This window comes from Streptomyces uncialis (genome assembly GCF_001905345.1).
Classification (GTDB): Bacteria; Actinomycetota; Actinomycetes; order Streptomycetales; family Streptomycetaceae; genus Streptomyces; species Streptomyces uncialis.
Genome location: NZ_LFBV01000008.1, coordinates 36,366 through 54,682, shown reverse-complemented (window position 1 = coordinate 54,682; position 18,317 = coordinate 36,366). Strand labels below are relative to the sequence as shown.

19 protein-coding genes and 1 pseudogene are annotated in these 18,317 nt (G+C 69.5%); 10 read left to right on the top strand and 10 right to left on the bottom strand.

From position 1 onward, the window contains the following. Positions 1 to 52: 52 nt before the first annotated feature. From AB852_RS26720 to AB852_RS26710, 3 genes are read right to left on the bottom strand one after another with little or no spacing between them, the layout of a single operon-like run. Entirely contained in the window at positions 53 to 253 is a 201-nt protein-coding gene (locus AB852_RS26720; RefSeq protein WP_073792784.1) for a DUF397 domain-containing protein, read from the bottom strand. A 34-nt stretch (positions 254 to 287) separates the two neighbouring features. After that, entirely contained in the window at positions 288 to 500 is a 213-nt protein-coding gene (locus tag AB852_RS26715) for a DUF397 domain-containing protein (RefSeq protein ID WP_073792783.1), read from the bottom strand. Continuing rightward, the gene (locus AB852_RS26710; RefSeq protein WP_073792782.1) at positions 497 to 1,339 is read right to left on the bottom strand and encodes a helix-turn-helix domain-containing protein; all 843 of its coding nucleotides are present in this window, start codon (positions 1,337 to 1,339) and stop codon (positions 497 to 499) included. The genes AB852_RS26715 and AB852_RS26710 overlap by 4 nt, the downstream gene beginning before the upstream one ends. A gap of 911 nt (positions 1,340 to 2,250) precedes the next feature. Between AB852_RS26710 and AB852_RS26700 the strand changes: the two genes are divergently transcribed. Genes AB852_RS26700 through AB852_RS26690 form a run of 3 tightly spaced genes read left to right on the top strand, consistent with a single transcriptional unit; the run spans position 2,251 to position 6,646 of the window. Further along, complete coding sequence (locus tag AB852_RS26700) at positions 2,251 to 3,474, top strand: tyrosine-type recombinase/integrase (protein ID WP_245876936.1); 1,224 nt, start codon at positions 2,251 to 2,253, stop codon at positions 3,472 to 3,474. Beyond that, complete coding sequence (locus tag AB852_RS41015; RefSeq protein WP_245876935.1) at positions 3,471 to 6,068, top strand: tyrosine-type recombinase/integrase; 2,598 nt, start codon at positions 3,471 to 3,473, stop codon at positions 6,066 to 6,068. The genes AB852_RS26700 and AB852_RS41015 overlap by 4 nt, the downstream gene beginning before the upstream one ends. After that, entirely contained in the window at positions 6,065 to 6,646 is a 582-nt protein-coding gene (locus AB852_RS26690; RefSeq protein WP_073792779.1) for a DUF6262 family protein, read from the top strand. The genes AB852_RS41015 and AB852_RS26690 overlap by 4 nt, the downstream gene beginning before the upstream one ends. A 123-nt stretch (positions 6,647 to 6,769) precedes the next feature. On the opposite strand, the pseudogene AB852_RS41010 reads toward AB852_RS26690, so the two are convergent. From AB852_RS41010 to AB852_RS26675, 3 genes and pseudogenes are all read right to left on the bottom strand, one after another. Beyond that, positions 6,770 to 7,062 (bottom strand): annotated as a pseudogene (locus AB852_RS41010) (ATP-grasp peptide maturase system methyltransferase); the annotation flags it as partial. A 26-nt stretch (positions 7,063 to 7,088) separates the two neighbouring features. After that, positions 7,089 to 9,398: an FtsX-like permease family protein gene (locus AB852_RS26680; protein ID WP_073792778.1), complete on the bottom strand. Its 2,310-nt coding sequence runs from the start codon at positions 9,396 to 9,398 to the stop codon at positions 7,089 to 7,091. Further along, positions 9,395 to 10,105 (bottom strand): ABC transporter ATP-binding protein, encoded by a 711-nt coding sequence (locus tag AB852_RS26675; protein WP_073792777.1) that lies wholly within the window; start codon positions 10,103 to 10,105, stop codon positions 9,395 to 9,397. Before AB852_RS26675 ends, AB852_RS26680 begins: the two co-directional genes overlap by 4 nt. Before the next feature lie 156 nt (positions 10,106 to 10,261). Between AB852_RS26675 and AB852_RS26670 the strand changes: the two genes are divergently transcribed. The 5 genes from AB852_RS26670 to AB852_RS26650 all read left to right on the top strand — a co-directional run bounded on the left by AB852_RS26670 (position 10,262) and on the right by AB852_RS26650 (position 14,076). Continuing rightward, positions 10,262 to 11,083: a sensor histidine kinase gene (locus AB852_RS26670; RefSeq protein WP_073792776.1), complete on the top strand. Its 822-nt coding sequence runs from the start codon at positions 10,262 to 10,264 to the stop codon at positions 11,081 to 11,083. Then, the gene (locus AB852_RS26665; RefSeq protein WP_073792775.1) at positions 11,080 to 11,799 is read left to right on the top strand and encodes a response regulator; all 720 of its coding nucleotides are present in this window, start codon (positions 11,080 to 11,082) and stop codon (positions 11,797 to 11,799) included. The genes AB852_RS26670 and AB852_RS26665 overlap by 4 nt, the downstream gene beginning before the upstream one ends. Before the next feature lie 362 nt (positions 11,800 to 12,161). After that, entirely contained in the window at positions 12,162 to 12,455 is a 294-nt protein-coding gene (locus AB852_RS26660) for a DUF6087 family protein (protein ID WP_073792774.1), read from the top strand. Between the two features lie 224 nt (positions 12,456 to 12,679). Further along, positions 12,680 to 12,928 carry a radical SAM protein gene (locus tag AB852_RS26655; RefSeq protein ID WP_245876934.1) on the top strand — a complete coding sequence of 83 codons (249 nt, stop codon included), beginning with the start codon at positions 12,680 to 12,682 and terminating at the stop codon, positions 12,926 to 12,928. A gap of 2 nt (positions 12,929 to 12,930) precedes the next feature. Then, positions 12,931 to 14,076, top strand: coding sequence for a methyltransferase domain-containing protein (locus AB852_RS26650; RefSeq protein WP_073792773.1), 1,146 nt, complete (start codon positions 12,931 to 12,933; stop codon positions 14,074 to 14,076). Positions 14,077 to 14,156: 80 nt separating this feature from the next. Here the strand turns inward: AB852_RS26650 and AB852_RS26645 are convergent, their stop codons facing one another. Continuing rightward, positions 14,157 to 14,426 (bottom strand): GntR family transcriptional regulator, encoded by a 270-nt coding sequence (locus tag AB852_RS26645; RefSeq protein WP_073792772.1) that lies wholly within the window; start codon positions 14,424 to 14,426, stop codon positions 14,157 to 14,159. Between the two features lie 158 nt (positions 14,427 to 14,584). On the opposite strand from AB852_RS26645, the gene AB852_RS39320 reads away from it, so the two are divergent. After that, positions 14,585 to 14,950 (top strand): hypothetical protein, encoded by a 366-nt coding sequence (locus tag AB852_RS39320; protein ID WP_073792771.1) that lies wholly within the window; start codon positions 14,585 to 14,587, stop codon positions 14,948 to 14,950. 200 nt (positions 14,951 to 15,150) lie between these two features. Here AB852_RS39320 and AB852_RS26635 read toward each other — a convergent pair whose 3' ends face one another. From AB852_RS26635 to AB852_RS26625, 3 genes are all read right to left on the bottom strand, one after another. Then, entirely contained in the window at positions 15,151 to 15,564 is a 414-nt protein-coding gene (locus AB852_RS26635) for a DUF1428 domain-containing protein (RefSeq protein WP_073792770.1), read from the bottom strand. A 199-nt stretch (positions 15,565 to 15,763) separates the two neighbouring features. Next, positions 15,764 to 16,144, bottom strand: a complete 381-nt coding sequence (locus tag AB852_RS26630; RefSeq protein WP_073792769.1) for a VOC family protein — start codon at positions 16,142 to 16,144, stop codon at positions 15,764 to 15,766. 62 nt (positions 16,145 to 16,206) lie between these two features. Beyond that, positions 16,207 to 16,773 (bottom strand): acyl-CoA thioesterase, encoded by a 567-nt coding sequence (locus AB852_RS26625; protein ID WP_073792768.1) that lies wholly within the window; start codon positions 16,771 to 16,773, stop codon positions 16,207 to 16,209. A gap of 177 nt (positions 16,774 to 16,950) precedes the next feature. On the opposite strand from AB852_RS26625, the gene AB852_RS26620 reads away from it, so the two are divergent. Next, a complete protein-coding gene (locus tag AB852_RS26620) occupies positions 16,951 to 18,282 on the top strand; it encodes an LCP family protein (protein ID WP_073792767.1) in 1,332 nt (443 codons plus the stop codon). The last annotated feature ends 35 nt before the right edge of the window (positions 18,283 to 18,317 follow it).

Below are 18,317 nucleotides of genomic sequence, written 5' to 3'. Positions count from 1 at the left end.
GAGCACCGCCGATCCGGAGGAATGGGGTCGGCGGGTCTCGGGCTGCGCGGTTCTACAGCTCGGTGGACCGGGCGAGTGCGACCAGTCCGGCGAACGCGCGGACGGACACCGTCAGGACGGGGCCGTCCGTGCGCTTACTGTCCCGGACGGGAACGATGCCGGTGGTGGTCGCGCTGGCGGGGGACCACTCGATGCAGTCGCCGCCGTTGTTGCTGTACGAAGACTTGATCCAGTTGTGAGGCTCGGAATTCACAAGGTGCCCTTTCGTAGCTGGGGCGCTTGCGGTTCTACAGGTCAGCGGACCGGGCGAGGCTGACCAGCCCGGCGAACGCTTCGGTGGACACCGTCAGGACGGGTCCGTTCGTGTGCTTGCTGTCCCGGACGGGGACTATGCCGGTGGTGGTCGCGCGGGCGGGGGCCCACTCGACGCAGGCTCCACCGTTGTCCGTGCTGTAGGAGGACTTGACCCATTGGAACGGGGGAGAGTTCGTCTTGGTCATCGCAGAGTGCCCTTCCGTAGATCTTCGATCATGGCGATGGAATCCGCCTGAGAGGCAGCCCCGATCTGAAGCTGATGGTAGTTCCTCACCAGCGGGAGTACGGAGGACAGTTCACGGTCAAGATGCCCTTGGGTCTGGGACTCCACGTAGGACATCAGAGACCGGTCAGGCATGGTCAGGAGGTAGACCAGTCGCCTGAATGGCTTCCGTTCCGCCATGGAGTACGGGGCGATTTGGAGAAAGGTACTCGCCTGTCCGGCGAACTCCAGGAGCCGACTTAACTGCCGGTCCATGACCTCGGCCCCGCCGATGGGGTTGCGGATACAGCTCTCGTCCAGGACCGCGAAGATGAGCGGCGGGGGCGTCCGTGCAAGCGTGGCTTGCTGTTCGATCTGCACGTTGACGCGTTCAGTCGCTTGTTCAGGCGTGACGTCCCCTCGCTGTACTGCGGCGTCCGCCAGCACGGATGCGTACTCCCGTGTCTGAAGCAGTCCGGGGATGACTCCCGTTTCAAACAGTCGAATCTCTGCTGCACGGTTCTGGTAGCCGACGTACTCCGGATAGCCCTCCAACAAGCTGCCGTGCTGCATCTCGTGCCACTGGCGTTCGAACGTGGCATCGGTGCCCAGCAGCCCGAAGGCGGAGTCGGCAGCCTTCGCGAAGTGCAAGGACGGTGTTTTGCGAGTTGTTTCAACGCCCGAAATATGACCGCTGGATACGCCCATGCGTTCGGACAGCCCTTCTTGTGTCCAGCGGTGTGCCTCGCGTGAGCTGCGGAGACGTGCGCCGAACGCTGCCTGTGGCGATGCGTCCGGGTTCAAGTCTTTGCGGTTCACCATCCGTCCCCCAACTGATCTGTCTGTACAGCCACGTTGATCCGGTTCTGACCGTAGTCCACTCTGAATCCGCCCGGTAGCGAAGGCGCTACGGAGAGGAGTGGTCGATGTCCGACGGGAATGTAACCGCAGACGGCGAATGGCCCAAAATCCACTTGGGTCAGCTGGTGTTCGACACGTGCAGGCAGGCCCTCGGGGTGGTCATGGACACCGGCGCGGACGCTGTGGACGGGCGCTGCTTCCTCCGTCCGCCCCGGGGTGGCGTCGAGTGGAGCTCTGAGCGTGCTGACGTTCGGCCGGCCACGGTGGCGGACCAGCTCCGGCCCGCCCTGAGCGAGGTGAACGCGCGGAGCCGAGGGGAACCCGGCGGTCACCGGTCCGCCCGGCTCCACTGAGGTCCGGCAGTCGGACGGACCACCCCTGAACCACCGCTCCGTGTTGCGGCGTCCCCCCGGCGTCGCGGAGGAAAGCACGGAGCGGAACCCCCTCGGACCCGTGCGGTCGGCCCCACAGGTCCGAGGGAAGGGGAGCGGACACGCACCGCTCCCGGCCCCGGTCGTCCCGCCCGCCCGCATGGACGACCGGGGCCCCTGCTCGAACGGCAAGCGGTGAACGAAGTCCCCGGCACCTCGCCGGACCGGCCTTCCGCCACGCGTGCCGCTCCGGGCAGCCCGTACCGCAGACGTACGGGTGACGGATCGCCCGGCCCCGTCGTGACGACAAGGGGCGGGAGGACGCATACCCGACCGGCCCGACCCGCAACAGCACTGGAGGGAAAGGGAAATGACCCTGGCCGTCGAACCCGCCGCGGAATCGCTCGCGGGTATCCGGACGCTCGAACTTGAGGTTACCGACCGGCTATCCGAGTGTTCGTGACGTTCGCCGTGACCGTGCCCTAAGTCCTGGCGTACTCGTTGACCGCCTATGTACGCGACGTGGTCAATGTGCGCCAGGAGGCTTGTGTGGATGGGAAGTTGGTCATTGATGATCTACGGGTACAGGAGCTGGAGCTCGCGGACGGCACGTTCGCGTACACGATCCTGTGGCCGGAGGGCGCGACCCACCGGGAAGCGGACGGCTTCCTTCGGACTCGTCAGCCCGGGACGGACCGCACGTACGCCTTCCAGTTGGTGGACCACCTGCGATGGCTGGTGCACGAGGGCCTGACGCTCGCCTCGGTGACGCTCGATGACCTGTACCGGTACATGGGTGCAGTTGGGGCGAAGGTCCCGGGTCCGTACGGACAGCCGTGGCGGACGGGGAAGCGGCCGTACGGACACTCGGCCTTGAAGCTGGCCGCGTCCTGCCTGAAGGGCTTCTACCTGCACGTCTCTGGGCTGGGCATCAACGAGGAGTTGGGCAAGCGGCTGGATCGAAGCCGGCTGCCGACGCGCCAGGACCGCAATCGGGCGCTGCTCGGACATACGCAGAAGCAGCTGCCGAAGAACCCGCTGACTCCGAAGCAGGTACGTCGTCGCCACCCGAAGATGGCCCCCGAGGGCGCGAAGCAGATCCTCATGGAGGCGGTGAACTCCGCGCGAGACCGGATGGTCGTGACGTGGCTGGCGGACGGCGGTTTCCGCATCGGTGAACTGTGCGGCCTGCATCAAGCGGACCTGCATCTTCGGGAGAAGGCGGCCTGCGGCCAGTGCCGCTCTCCGCACGTGCACGTCGTGCACCGGCCCGCGAACCCGAATCGGGCCGCCGCGAAGACGAAGGCAGAGTGGTCCATCGACGAGGGCGTGGTGCGCGATGGGCTGATCCGACGGGTCAGCCCTGCGATGATCCACACCTACTTCGAGTACATGACCTGCGAGTATCCCCGCGACGCCGGGCACGGCATGCTGCTGGTCCAGCAGCATGGCCCACGCCAAGGCCAGCCGTGGAGCACGGACGCCGCACGCGGCATGCTGCGTCGGGCTGGGGACCGGGCCGAGCTCGGCCGAGTCAAGCCCCACGGATTTCGGCACTCGTTCGCCACAGCCGTTCTCGATGCCTCCGGCGGTGACCTGGTGGTCACCCGCGAGGCGGGCGGCTGGGCATCGGCGAGCACGGTCGATGAGATCTACGCACACGCCGACGTCCACGACCCCGACTTCGCCCGGGCCCTGCAGAAGGTCTGGGGTGAGGAGGCGTGACGCATCTTGAACTGGCATCTCGGCAGCCAGATCCGCGCCGGCGCGAGGTTCGAGACCGGCTGGAGCTGTTGACCGCTCTGATCAACGGTCCGGACTGCGATCCGGCCTTCAGCAAGGAGATCATCAGGATCCCGGCTGATCACCCGGTCTACCCGTGGTTCTGCTCGGTGCTCGCCTGCGAACGCCCCCGGCACTCAAGAGCGGATCTATGCCCAGAGCACGGCAAGGAGTGGCGGGTAGCTCGTGAGGAAGGGGCGGACAGAGGCGACTTCGTGCGCACCGCAGAGCCCTTGCAGCCGCGCCCCGCGACGATTGCGTCCGTGGTGTGCCGGATCTGCCGGACGCGCCCCGCATTCAACCGGGAGTTGGCGCTCTGCCAGAGGCACCGCAATCAGTGGGTACGCAGCGCCAACGACATCACCTTCGAGCGGTGGCTGGCCTCGCAGTCTCCCTACGTAAGTTACGGAGAGTGCAAGGTCACGGTCTGCGATGAATTCGCGGAGTCTGCCCTGGGGCTGTGCACCGTCCACGCCGACCGCTATCGCCGCGGGGGCAGCCCGGGTCAGGCGAGACTGCCCGCCGGATCGTTCATCTCCTACGAAAAGGCCGGGCGTGATGTCCCCGTCGAGTACGCCGACCACGCGGTCTTCCTCCGCTGGTGCGCGACGGCCCGAGCCTTGCGGCAATCGGGGCAGGTGAACCTGCGCGGCCTTCGCCCTCTGGCCCGGGCCGAATTCCAATGGAGCCTGCATGCCCACGGATACGTGCGCGGACGGTGGTGGAACCTCGCATGGATTCAAGACCTGGTGGACCTCTGCCGAGAACAGGCCGTCAACTCGCTCCTGGAGGCCGACGTCACGGGGGTGCGTGCGGACCACCGCGCTGTTGTCCACGAGATGGAAACCCACCTGCGTCTGATCTACGTGACTCCGGCGGAGACCAAGGAGGCCGGCTTTATCGAGACGGAGCACTTCGGGCACCGGTTCCCCACGCGCTCCAGCCGCTTCGATCTCACCAGAATCACGCAACGCTGGCTCCGTGACCTCGCGTGGGAGTACCTGGCGGACCGGATGCGCTCCCCTCAATGCCCGCGTACCGGGTTCTTTCTCGACCATGCCCAGCGAGCCTGCGCCGAACTGAGCACCTTCCTGGAACTCGTGGCCACCGGCGGTGGCCACGACCCCGCCCAACTGCAGCCGGACCAGATGCAGCAGTTCGTCGCCGACGTCCGGCGCCGGGAATCAAAGGGTCTGCCCTCCCTCGCCAGGCGCGGAGCTCATGATCGCCCGGTCATCATGTCTGCCTCGGCCCGCCGGGAAGTCTTCAACCACTGCCGCCGAGTGCTCCGCTTCGCCCTCGACTCAGGAGAGGCGGATCTCCTTGGGTTGGATCGGGGCTTCATCACCGCCGTGCCCTACGGGGGAGTCGCACCCAAGCGAAGCCGCCACCCCTTCCCCGACGAGGTGGCACAGGCTGTCGTGGATGAGACGAATCTGGGGCGGCTGGCCGAGGCATACGACCCGCAGGACCGCGGGCTGCGGGATATGTGGGAGACCATCGTCGCAACAGGGCGGCGAGCCAGCGAGGTTATCGAGCTCAAGCTGGAATGCCTCGGCCGATACAACGGGTTGCCCATGCTCTGGCACGACCAGACCAAGGTCGGCAATTATGACGAGGCCATCCGCATCCCCGAGCCGGTCTACGTCATGCTCCAACGCCGCCAGCGCAAGACCCGCGCATGGTTCGCCGAGCGTCACTCCGGCCGCTATCCGGGGGCGGACGAGCGAGCCGCCCTGGCGCTCTTCCCGTCGCCAGTCTGTAACCCCGAGGGACAAACACCCCTGTCCTACACGTGGTTCAACAGCAAGTTCAGACAGTGGATCCAAGACCTCGAACTCGGAAAGTACGTCGCCCACCAGGCCAGACACACCCTGGCCACCCGCCTGCTGCGACACGGAGCCACCCTTTCGCACATCCGCCGCTACCTGGGCCAGGTCTCCGACCGGATGGCCGAGCACTACGCGAAAGTCGCGGTCTCCGAGATCGAAGACGTGCTGCAGCACATCTGGGTCGCCGGCCCCGGGGCACCCAATCCGGGAGAACTCCTCTCCGGCCCGGTCACGCCGCTGGATCGCCGCCAGGCCGAGGCGCTTGCCGTGGACCTCTCCCGACGCAGCACGCCGGCCCAAGGCGGCTTCTGCACCTTCCAGCCCGTAGTCGACGGCGGGGCCTGCCCGTTCAACCTCGACTGCGAGAACTGCGACAAGTTCGTCATGTCCGGCGCCGACCTTCTCTACTGGCGCCGCAAACGCGAGCACTGGGGTTCCGTCGCCGAGCGTGCTCCAGACGACCGCACCGCCGACTACCTGCATGAGCTATTCGCACCGACCGCCAAGGCCATCGACGGGCTGGAGCGGGCCCTGGCCGGACTCGGGTTACTGGAGGACGCCTTGGCGCTCGACCTTCGACGGCCCCAGGACTACTTCGAGCGCCTGTGGAACATCGGCTTCAAGGCCACTGATCTCGCTGCCGCCGCTGACGACACGGCCGAGCACGATGACGAGGGCGACGCCGAGGAGAGGCGGTCGGCATGAGCGCACCGGCCTCCCCGCCGCGCACGGCCGCCGCCCTGGCCGCCCGAGAACGCCGCGTCAAGGACATGCTCCAGCGGATCGAAGCCACCGTCGCCGAGTTGCGGCACCGACACACCGCAGTCACCTTCCAGGCCGTCGCCCGCAAGGCGGGCGTCTCCCGCACCTTCCTCTACGAAAACCCCGAGGCCAGGAGCCTGATCGAGACCGCACGGGAGCGGGGCGAAGGAGCCGGCCGACCAGAGCGGCATCACGGCAGCGAGGCCGAGACGGCCTGGCGTGAACGCGCGCTCAACGCCGAAGACGGGCTCAAGACCGCACACGCGGAGATCAGAAGACAGCGCTCCCGCATGGGCCAGTTGCTCGGTCAGATCCGCGACCTGGAGGCCGGCTGGTCGGACGAGTCGGTGACGCGCCTGGTCGAGCAGAACGCGCAGCTCAAACAGCGGGTTCAGCAACTGTCCCAGGACCAGCGGCAGATGGAGGAGCGACTGCAGGCGGCCCGGACGAACAACAGGTTCCAGGACCGCCGCATCGCCCAACTGGAAGCACAACTGCTGGAACACACCGGCGGCAGCTGAGCGGCCGTGCTCGCCTCGCTAATCGGAGCCGGGCTTCCAGCGCCCGGACGGAGGCCGTCACCGTCCCCGTCCTGGCGCCTGGAGCCACGGCCGGCGTCAGGGCCTGGGCAGCGGCAGGCCGGGCATCTGCGCTTCGGGCACGGCGCTCTGGACGAGGAAGCGCAGGTGGAATGCCTCCTCGGTGGCAACGGTGATCCGCTCCGGACTGTGCCGGGTACTACGGGACTTGTCCGGCAGGCCGGCGGCCCAGTGGGCGGGGTTGCCGAAGACGGGGCGGCGTGGTTCCGCGCGGACATGAAGGAGACCGTGCAGCCCAGCAGCTGGCCTTCGGCGGTGCTGTCGCCCGCGACGGTCAGCAGCACACGGGCGTATCCGTAGAGCCAGCCGGCTGACGTCGTCAGCCGGCCTGGGCTGGTTCCAGAGGCTGGTGCTGACGGGTGGTCTACTCGGTGTGCAGCGCCGAGGCGACGGTCATCCGGGCCGCCGACCGGGCCGGGACCAGGGCACCGAGGACCGCGATCGCCACACCCGCCAGGAGCATCGCGGCCAGCTGCGGCGCGTGCCACACGTCCTTCATATATGCGGGGAAGTCGACCACCCCGACATGGTCCACGACGAGGCGGTGCGCCACGATCCCGAGCGGGATGCCGAGCAGTCCGCCGACCGCGCCCAGCCCGGCGACCGAGGTCACCGTCATCACCACCACCTGCCGGGGTGTCATCCCGATCGACTTGAGCATGCCCAGGTCCCGGCGCCGCTCACGGGTGTTCAGGAGAACGGTGTTGAAGACACCGAGCGACGCGACGAGCGTCAGCAGCACCGTGAACACGGTCGAGAAGGTGATGACGGTGGCGGTGCCGGCGTTGCCGGAGTCCATCACCGACGCGTGCAGGCCCGGGTCGAGCGCCGCGACCGCCTCAGCGTAGGCACGCGCGTCGGCGCCGGAGGCGAGCCGTACCGTGTACTCGGTGGCGTGGGCGTCCGGTGCGAGTTGGGCGAAACTCTCCCAAGTGGCCTCCAAGGCACGGGCGTCACCCTCAATGAGCTGACCCACGACGGTCGCGGTGATCTTCCTACCGTTCAGCTCCAGCGTGACCCGGTCACCGAGCTTCAGCCCGCGCTGGCTCAGGAACGCCGGCCCCGCCACGATCTCGCCCGCCGCGGCCGGCGCCCGGCCCTTGACGATGGTGTGCTCGTACAAGGAATCGTCGCCGCGGTAGAAGTCGGCGAAGACGGGCTGGGTCTGCCCGGTCATGTTCGCCTGGGACAGCGCGCGGGCCCGTACCCCCTCCGCGCCCGGCAGGGACCGCAGCCGTTTCTCGATCTGCGGGTCACTGAGCCGGGGCGGAGTCCGGTCTTTGCCCGACCCCCCGGTCGTCACGTGAATCCTGGCGCCTCCGTCCTCCCGCCCGACATTGGCGTACGCCACCATGGTGCTGGTCAGTCCGGTCGACAGGGTCACCGTGGTGACCCCGAGGACGATGGCCGCCATGGTCAGCAGGGTGCGGCCAGGGCGGGCGAACGGCTGGCCGAGGCCCAGACTGACCGGCCGCGGCAGCCGGGTGGCGCCGAGCAGCCGCTGGACGCGCAGCCCGCGCCCGGCCTGCGGCGCGCCGCCCGCGCTGATCGCCTGTGCGACGGGCAGCCGGTGGGCGCGCAGGGCAGGGACCAGCGCGGCCAGCAGGACGAGGGCGGGCATGCCCACTAGGCAGGCCACGGACACCCACGGACTGATGCCGCCGACCGAGGCCCGGCCCACCTCGATGCCGCTGAACGCGACCTTCAGGATCGGCCCGGCCAGCGCGTTGCCTACCAGAGTGCCCAGCACGCAGCCCACCACCGCCGGTACGGAAAGCATCGTCAGGTAGACGGCGACGACCTGGTTGGGGGTGAAGCCCAGGGCCTTGAGCACCCCGATGTGCCGGTACCCGGAGACGACTGCCCCGCTGACCACGTTGCCGACGATCAGGGTGGAGACGAGCAGGCCGAGGATGCCGAAGAGTGTGATGAACGGGAGGTAGGAGTCGGCCAGCGCGGAGAAGGCCTGCTTGAGGGTGAGGTAGGTCTGAGCGCCGGTCAGCGATTCCTTGGGCAGTCCCGTGGTGGCCCGTGCCAGCGAGGCGCTCAGCTGGGCCTCCGTCGAGGAGTCCGTGAAGCGGTAGAGCATCTGGGCGGAGGTCGGGTGCAGTGCGGCCATCTGCTCGGGCGAGACCCAGGCGCTCCCCGACTTGCTCATGCTGGCGGCGAATCCAACGACGGTCAGCGTCGCTCCGCCGGGGGTTTCCAGCTTGGTGCCGAGCAGCTCGGGGCCTGGGGAGCCCTGGACGGACCAGTTGACGACGATCTCGCCGGGTGCGGTGGCCCAGTGGCCCTCAAGGAGTTCGATCCGGTCCACGGGGCCCGCCGGATCGGCCCGGCCCACCACCGTGAGGGTGCCGCCCGCCATCCAGAGCCAGTCCCTGGGGATGTCGACGACGGCCTGCCCGAACGGCCCGGCCGCAGCCTCCACTCCGGGCTGCCGGGCAGTCCGCGCCAACTGCTCCTGCGAGACCTTGGTGGTGTCGAAGGCCGCCACCGTATGAGCACCGCGCTGTGCGGCGTAGGCCTTGTCGAAGGGGCCCGAGGCGGCGCTCAGCAGCGCCAGCGCGAGCAGGACGGTCGTGGTGGAGCAGAGCACGACGAGCCCGATGACGAAGGTCTGGAGCCGACGGCGCTTCACGGCCGCGCGCGAGGCTCTCCATACGGCGCTCACGCGGTCGCCTCCAGCGTGCTCTCGCGGGCGACCCGGCCGTCGGCCACTTCGATCAGCCGGCTGGCGCAGCGGGTGGCCAGCTGCGGGTCGTGGGTGACGATCAACAGGGTCTGGCCGATCTGGTTGAGGTCGATCAGCAGATCCATCACCTGCTCGCCCGACCGGCTGTCGAGGGCGCCGGTCGGCTCGTCGGCAAGCAACAGGGCCGGGCGGTTCATCAACGCCCGTGCGACGGCGACCCGTTGCCGCTCTCCGCCGCTCAGCGTCGCCGGATAGTTGTTCCGGCGCTTGGCGACACCGAGTTCGTCCAGGAGCTCCAGGGCACGGCGGCGCGCCTGCCGGGCCGAGGTGCCGGTCAGCTGCGCGGCCAGCGCCACATTGTCCAGTACAGGCAGATCGTCGATGAGGTTGAAGAACTGGAAGATCATGCCGACGTTCCGCCGCCGGAACAGCGCCAAGCCGGTCTCGTTCAGTTTCCCGAGGTCATGACCCTGCACCTCGACTGTGCCCGAGGTCGGCCGGTCCAGGCCGGCCACCATGTTGAGCAAGGTGGACTTGCCGCAGCCGGAGGGGCCCATCACGGCAACCGCGTCGCCCGCCCTGATCTCCAGCGACAGGCCGTCCAGGGCCTTCGCGTCGCCGTACTCCTTGTGCACGCCGTCCAGCCGTACCACCACTTGCCGGGCACTGTCGTGATCAGTTGTCATGGCTCGAACCTAGGACGGAGTCCGCGGACGGGGCGTCACTCCCCGGATGTATCCGTCCGGGCACGTCATCCCGGGGATGTACGGAGCTGCATCCGGGGGCTGATGCGGGGCGTGTCGTGCAGCTGCGAAGATGGTCCGGTGTGGGGATCCGGGACGATGTGGCTGGTCATCGCCCTGGCGGCGGCAGTTGGCGCCGCTGGGTGTCTGTGCGTGGCGGTGGTCCGGGCGCGGCGGCTGCACCAGGCGGCCATCGAGGAGCGTGGCTGGCTGCTGGAGCGGGAGCGCGAGAGCGCGGCGCGGACCGCGGTCGACGCCGAGCGGGCCAGGATCGCCACCGAGCTCCACGACATCGTCAGCCACAACGTGAGCCTCATGGTGGTCCAGGCCGGGGCCGCCCGCGAGGTGCTGGCCACGATGCCGGACGAGGCCGCGGCGGCGATGAGCGCCGTCGAGACCGCCGGACGGAACACGATGACCGAGCTGCGGCACCTGCTCGGCCTGCTCGCCCCCGCGCAGAACGGCGACGACGAGCCCTACGGTATGGACCTGTCACCGCAGCCGAGCTTGAGCCGGCTCAGCCCGCTGATCGACCGGATCGCCTTTGCCGGCCTGCCCGTGGAGATGCGCATCTCGGGTGAGCCGCGCCCCCTGCCGACCGGGATCGATGTCACCGCCTACCGGATCATCCAGGAGGCCCTGACCAATGCCCTCAAACACGGGGACGGAGCGAAAGCCGAGGTGACGGTGCGATACGCGGACCACTACCTGCGAGTCGAGGTGCTGAACAGCGGGCCGAGCATCCTGTCGGGCAACCGGCCAGTGCGGAGGGAGCCGGTCCCGGGCCAGGCAGACGGAACGGGACGCGGGCTGCTCGGCCTGCGGGAGCGGGTCGCCGTCTACGGCGGCGACCTTGACGCCCGCCGCCGCCTCGGCGGCGGCTACCGCGTCCGCGCCCGGATCCCGCTGGACCGGCCATGACGACGCGCACCGAATCCGCCCCTCGCGTCGTGATCGCCGACGACCAGGAGCTGGTCCGCACCGGCTTCCGCCTCATCCTGACCGCCCGCGGCATCGACGTGGTGGGCGAAGCCGGCGACGGAGCCGAGGCCGTGGCCGCCGTGCGGAGGCTGCGGCCCGACGTCGTACTGATGGACATCCGGATGCCCGCCATGGACGGCCTGGAAGCCGCCCGCCGCATACTCGCGCAGGCCCCGGACTGCCGAGTGATCATGCTGACCACCTTCGACCTCGACCACTACGTCTACGCCGCCCTCGCCGCCGGAGCCAGCGGATTCCTACTCAAGGACGTCACCCCCGCGCATCTGGCCGCCGCCGTACGCCTGGTCGACACCGGCGACGCCCTACTCGCACCCTCGATCACCCGCCGCCTGGTGGAGCGCTTCGCCCCCAGCGCCTCCAGAACCGGCTCGGATCTCGCAAAGCTGGCCGTCCACCGAGACCTGGCCGCGCTGACGCCGCGCGAGCGCGAGGTACTGACGCTCATGGGCCGAGGTCTTTCCAATTATGAACTGGCGCGGGAACTGACCCTCAGTGAGGCGACAGTGAAGACCCACGTAGCCCGGATCTTCGCCAAGCTGACCCTGCGCGACCGGGCCCAAGCCGTCGTCCTCGCCTACGAGACAGGACTCGTCTCACCGGGCGAGTCTGCTGACACCGCCAACCCCTGCCGATAGCCAGCAATCTGGAGATCAAGCATGGATCAGCCAGTTTGGTGTCACATGAGGTGACGACCTCAGCCCGGCGCTATGTTCGGAAACGGCCGTCTGCGGAACATGATCAACTGTCAATTCCCGAAAGCGCCTGCACAGGTGAGCTAGTGATTCGCTGTCAAGTACAGGGAACTGCGAACGTGCCGGACGGGCCGAACTCGCCTGCATTACAGTCGAGTTGTCCATGATCGTGTACGTGATGGGGGCTTCCGGATGGCAGAGGAACCGGTGGCCGAGCGCGGGGTGCTGGCGCGCCGACCCAACGGACCCGGGCGAAGGAACTCTCCGCCAGGCCGACCATGATCGCGGCCTGAGAGCATCGAGGCGTGGGCAAGCACAGCCGACCCGGACCGTCGAACCAGCCGTCGCGCGCCGTCCCGCGTGTGGACGCCGACAACCCGTTCGCCGCGTACGACAAGCGGCGCCGCCCGCCGATGGACATCTACCGTCGCCACCGGCCGGTGCACGGCGGCGCCGGTCACCTCCGGCCCGACGAGCCGCGCGTCCTGGAGGAGCGGAGCGGGTCCGCGTACGAGCCGGTAGGCACCGCTCCCAACCTCGCGGCCGCCCAGGAATGGGTGAACGAACTCCGGCTCGGCGACGACCCCACAGCGAGATGACCCAGAGCGAAAAGCATCCCGGTCCGCAGCCGGTGCGATGACTCATCGAACGCCAGCCACCGCAGCACCGACCGGACACATGGCGAACATGTCCGGTACGCAAAGATCCTGGTCAAGACAGCTTCTCGCGAGAGGCGGTCGGAAAATTGGAGATCACCGGCACGTGCCAACTGGCCTGCACATACTTTCTGTCCGAGTCGGGTCCCCGGGCCACGCACGGCACGATGACTCCCGCGGACTGGCGGCAGGTCATCACCGACGCCGCCGCACTCGGCATCCCGCGCGTCCAGCTCATCGGCGGTGAACCGACCGTCCACCCGCAGTGGCGCGACTTCACCGAACACGCGCTCGGCCTCGGGCTCGGCGTTCAGGTCTACTCGAACCTGTTCCACGTCGCGTGGTCATGGTGGGACACGTTCGAGCGGGACAGGGTGACCCTGGCGACCAGCTACTACAGCGACGACGAGGCGTGACCATGGAGTGGGAACAGCACGCGGAGCGGCTCGCGCACCAGGTGACCGACCCCGACTCGCGGTGGCTCGGTCCGGTGGCAGCCGTTCCCCGGCATGAACTGGTACCCCGGTGGTGGGAACGCGACCGGAGCGGAGGCTGGGCCCTGCGCGTGGGCGAGGACGACCCGGACGCATGGCTTGCCGCCGCCTACGCGGACCGGTCCCTGATCACCCGCGTCGGCGCGCTGCACGCTGACCACGCGCAGCCCGACGACCACCCCGAGGGGCGTCCCACTTCGTCGGCGACACTGCCGAGCCTGGTCGTGTCGATGCTGCGGCACGGACGGCTCGGGGACGGGCTCGACCTGCTCGATCTCGGCACCGGCGCGGGCGGACTCACCGCCTACGCCGCCGCACGGCTCGGAAGCGAGCGCGTGACCAGTGTGGACGTGGACCCGTACCTGACGGGCGCGGCGGCGGAACGGCTGGCGCGGCTCGGGCTCCGGCCCCGATTCCTCGCCCTGGACGCCACGGCGGAGATCCCGGGGACGTACGACCGGATCATCGCCACCGTAGGAATGCCCGCCGGCCCGGGACTCCGCCCCGTGCTCGGCGCGCTCCGCGAAGGCGGACGGCTGGCCGCCACCCTTGCCCGGACCACCATGATCCTCACCGGGTGGAAGCAGGCCGACGGCGATGTGGTCGGGCGGATCGAACGGGACTGGGCCGGGTTCATGCTCACCCGGTCCGGCGACGACTACCCACCCGAGCTCGCCGAACTGTTCGCCCACGCCCGGGAAGCGGGCGGGGAGAAGACCAGCACCGGCCGCTATCCCGTGGTGAACGTCGACGAGGCATGGGAGGTCCGGTCCATGCTGGAAGTGACGACACCGGGCGTCGAGACCCGTTACGAGACCAGCGGACGGACCCGCACCGCCTACCTGGCGCACGCCGACGGGTCGTGGGCTCGGGCGTCCGCCGAGTGGACCGGCCCGCCCGAGGTGCGTCAGGGCGGACCGCTCCGGCTGTGGGACACGGTGGAACGCATCCGCACCTGGATGCTCGCCGAGGGCGGACTGCCCCTGTACGGCGCCGACGCGCGGGTGACACCGGACGGAGTGGTCCATCTGTCCCGGGGCCGCTGGCAAGGCACCCTCGGCGCACCGTAAGTCCGCCGCCCCGCCCGCCGTCCGGCGTGTGACCCGGTGACGGGCGGGGCTCCCGCCTCTTCGCGACGGGGTTCGACCGTCTACGTGTCGCCCCCGGCCCCGCGAGCCGTGACGAACGCACCACGCCCGGGAACCCTGTAGACGAGCCCGGCGTCCACCAGGGCGTCGATGGCGCGGCGAATGGTCGGGCGGCTGAGTTTGTACTCACCGGACAGGCGCGTCTCCGCGGTGAGCGCCCGATCGGGCTTCCAGTCGCCGCGTGCGATCCGGGCCCGAAGGATCTCGGCAAGTTGCTCGTACGGCGCATCCGGCGCGTCGCGCTCGATCTGATCGTCTGGCCCGTAGCTCATGCCCAAAACGGTAGCGGTCCGGCCGGACCCGTCACTTTGACAGTCATTGCCAGTCCTTTGCAGCCCTTTACAATCTTGGCTAGTCTCAGAAACACAAGAACCCCCGCGACGGCGGCAACCGTCCGGGGGCATGGCCAACGCTTAAGAGGAGCGTCAACGTGCGCAACCCTATCGCCCGAGCTTTTACGCGGCTGCTGAACGTCCTCCCCTGGACCCCCCGCACCCCCCGCACCCGTCCCGGAAGGCACACCGCCAGGTACTTCGCGGATGCGGCCGGGTCCGTCAGGGCCCCGCTGGTCATCTGTGCCGCGCGGACCCCCGTCCCCGTACATGTGCTCGCCCGGAGCGTCCCGTCGCCGTGGGGGCACCGGGTCCCGCCGTATCTGCGGGAGTGGATCGGGGAGCAGGAGGAGCGGGAGCGGCAGTACGAGCGGCGGGTGGCCGCTGCCGCGGCGGCGCTCGGGGTGGACGTGCCGTTCACGTTCGACGGGTCCGACGTGGCGCGGGTCGGGGTGTCCGCGTGACGGACGGCGACCTGTTCCCCCAGGTGCCGCCGGTGTCCGGCGAGTACTGCTGCCTGTGCGGGCGCTGGACCATCGCCCCGGTGGCCATCGGCTACGGAAGCATGAGCGGAAGCGTCAGCGTCACGCACCACGTGTGCGCCGAGCACGTGCACGCCCGGGGTCCGTGCACCGCCGACCACACCCCGCGCGGCCAGGGCCGATCAGCAGGCCTCGTCCGGCAGGCTCATCGCGACCTCGAAGCTCCCGGCGACCAGGCGGCGCCCGTCGAACACAGGGTCCTCGTCGAGCGTGGCGAGGACGCGGGGGTCACTCGTGGCGGCTGCGGTGCCTCGGTCGCGGACATCCTTCGACGGCCACTCCGTGATGGTCACGACGACCGACTCCAGAGCTGACGCGCCCGCCACGCTCGCGAGCCCCCGCAGTTCCCCCGGACCGTAGGAGAGCCCGTCCGCGTGGAAGTCGTCCTGGCTGACCGGATCGCCCGTCTGCCAGTAGTCGACGATCCTGGTCGCCCCGTACTCGCGGTAGATGTCGGCCATCCGCCGCGAGAAGGCCAGGTAGACGGCCTTGCGGTCACTCGGGACGGGAACGATGGTGATGTCGGCGAACGTCATCCGTACCCCTCGCGTAGGGCGCTTCCGCGGTCGGCGCGCGGTCGGCCGTTCTGAGCGCGGTCAGCTTACCGATCAACGTTCCCACAGGAGTTCCACGAAGCCGCGCGATGCCGACCGGCACCGCCGTCATGTGACCGGACCGGTTGTCGGACAGGACCTGGCGCGGGTGGACGGCGGGACGCCGCGTGCGGGGGAGGGCTCAGGCGTCGGCGGCCCGTTCCGCCGCGCTGCGCTCCACGCAGAACTCGTTGCCCTCGGGGTCCGTGAGTGTGGCCCAGCCCTTGCCGTCCGGCCTGCGGTGGTCCCCGGCCAGGGTCGCGCCGAGGGCCAGGAGACGGTCCACCTCTTCCTCGCGGGTGAGGTCCTGCGGCTGGAGGTCGAGGTGGACCCGGTTCTTGACGGTCCTGGCGTCCGGGACGGTCACGAACAGCAGGCTCACCCCGGTGGCGTCGACCGTGGCCTCCGGGTCGCCGGGGTGGTCGTCGTCGGCGAGGCGCCCGCCGAGGGCCGCGGCCCAGAAGGTGGCGAGCGTGTACGGGTCGGAGGAGTCGATGGTCACATGCCGTACGAGAGAGGTCATCCGGGCACCCTAGGACGGGGTCCGGGGCCCGCGCACCGGGATTTTCCGCGCCCTGCGAGGGGCTAGTCCACGATCCCGTCGGCGATGCGCCGGGCGCGCAGCTCGCGGATCGCCTCGCGGCGGGCGAGCCGGTGCGTGCGCCGGATCTGGGCCTCCTGGTAGCGCCGCTTGTCCCGCTCGCTCTCGGGTGCCACCGGCGGTACGACCCGCGGCTTCCCGTCCGCGTCGACGGCCGCGAAGACCAGGTACGCCGAACCGACCTGCGTCGCCGCGGTCGACTCGTTCCACCGCTCGGCGAGCACCCGCACCCCGACCTCCATCGAGGTCCGGCCCGTCCAGTTGACCTGCGCCTTCACATGGACGAGGTCCCCGACCCTGACCGGCTCCAGGAACACCATCTCGTCCATGGACGCGGTCACCGCGGGCCCGCCCGAGTGGCGTCCGGCGACGGCGCCCGCGGCGTCGTCGACCAGCTTCATGATCACGCCGCCGTGCACCGTCCCCAGGAGGTTGGTGTCGTTGTGGGTCATGATGTGGCTGAGCGTGGTCCGGGAAGCGGAGGTGGGCTTGCCGGGGATGTCGGGAGTGCCGGGATCGCCGGACTCCGTCACGTGGGCCTGATCTGTCATGTCCTCCACCTTATGGCGTGCCGAAGGACCCGGCTCACACGTGCCCGTCACCCCCCGTCGCACGGGCGCCACCGCGCGACCCGGCGCCGTCCGGATTGCATCAGCTCTGCAACAGCGGCGCCCCGAAAATTCCCGCGCCCTGTCAGGGCGCCGCCGCGACCCGGCACACTATGGCCCATGAACGAGTGGCCCGAGGGGCGGAGCGACCGGGGCGGCAGAGGCCGCAACGGTGACGGATATGGTCGCGGCAGTGGCAGCGCGCAGCCCGAGGGCGCCCGCGCGATGCCGCACGTCCAACGCGGCCGGGGCCCCGGCCCGCGTCCGTCGGCGCCACCGCAGCCGCAGGGTGTCCCGCAGCAGCACGGATACGGCCACCAGGGCGCGCCGGGCGGCCAGGGGCAGCAGCAGGACGGCTACGACAGCGGTTACAACACCGGCCAGGTCTACGGTTCCCAGGGCGGTGGCGGCGGTGGTGGCCGGCGCGGCGGCGGGGACGACGGCCGTCTGGGCGGCGGCGCGGCCCGTCCCGCGCCCGACTGGAAGCGCCGTATCAAGATCGGCTCGATCGCGCTGGCCGTGACGCTGCTCGCGGTCTCCGTCGGTACGTACTTCTGGGCCGACTCCAAGCTCAACCGCGAGGTCGACCTGTCCAAGGTCATCGAGCGCCCCCGTGACGGCGACGGCACCAACTACCTGATCGTCGGCTCCGACAGCCGCGAGGGCATGTCCGCCGAGGAGAAGAAGAAGCTCCACACCGGCTCCGCCGGCGGCAAGCGCACCGACTCCATGATGATCCTGCACGTCGGCGACAGCGGGAACGCGATGATCTCGCTGCCCCGCGACTCCGACGTCGAGATCCCCTCCTTCGTCGGCTCCGACTCCGGCAAGACGTTCCAGGGCACCGGCCGCCGCGTCAAGCTCAACGCCGCGTACGCCGAGGACGGCCCCGAACTCCTCGTCCGCACCGTCGAGCACAACACCGGGCTGCGCATCGACCACTACGCGGAGATCGGCTTCGGCGGCTTCGCGAAGATCGTCGACGCGGTCGGCGGCGTCGAGATGAAGCTCGACAAGGGCTTCAAGGACAAGTACTCCGGCGCCGACTTCAAGGCCGGCACCCAGACCCTCGACGGCCAGCAGGCCCTCGCCTTCGTCCGTACCCGCTACGCCCTCGCGGGCAGCGACCTCGACCGGACGAAGAACCAGCAGAAGTTCCTGTCCGCGCTCGCGAGCCAGACCGCGACACCGTCCACGGTCCTCAACCCGTTCAAGCTGTACCCGACGATGGGCGCCGGTCTCGACACCCTCATCGTGGACGAGGACATGGGGCTGTTCGACCTCAGCGAGATGTTCTGGGGGATGAAGGGTGTCACCGGCGGCGAAGGCGTCTCCATGAACATCCCGACCTCGGGCTCCCGGGGCAGCAACCTCGTCTGGGACCGGGCGAAGATCAAGACCCTGGTCGACCAGATGAACAACGGCGACAAGATCACCGTCAAGAGCGGCTGACCCGCCACCGTACGCGCGTGAGGGGCGGGCACCCG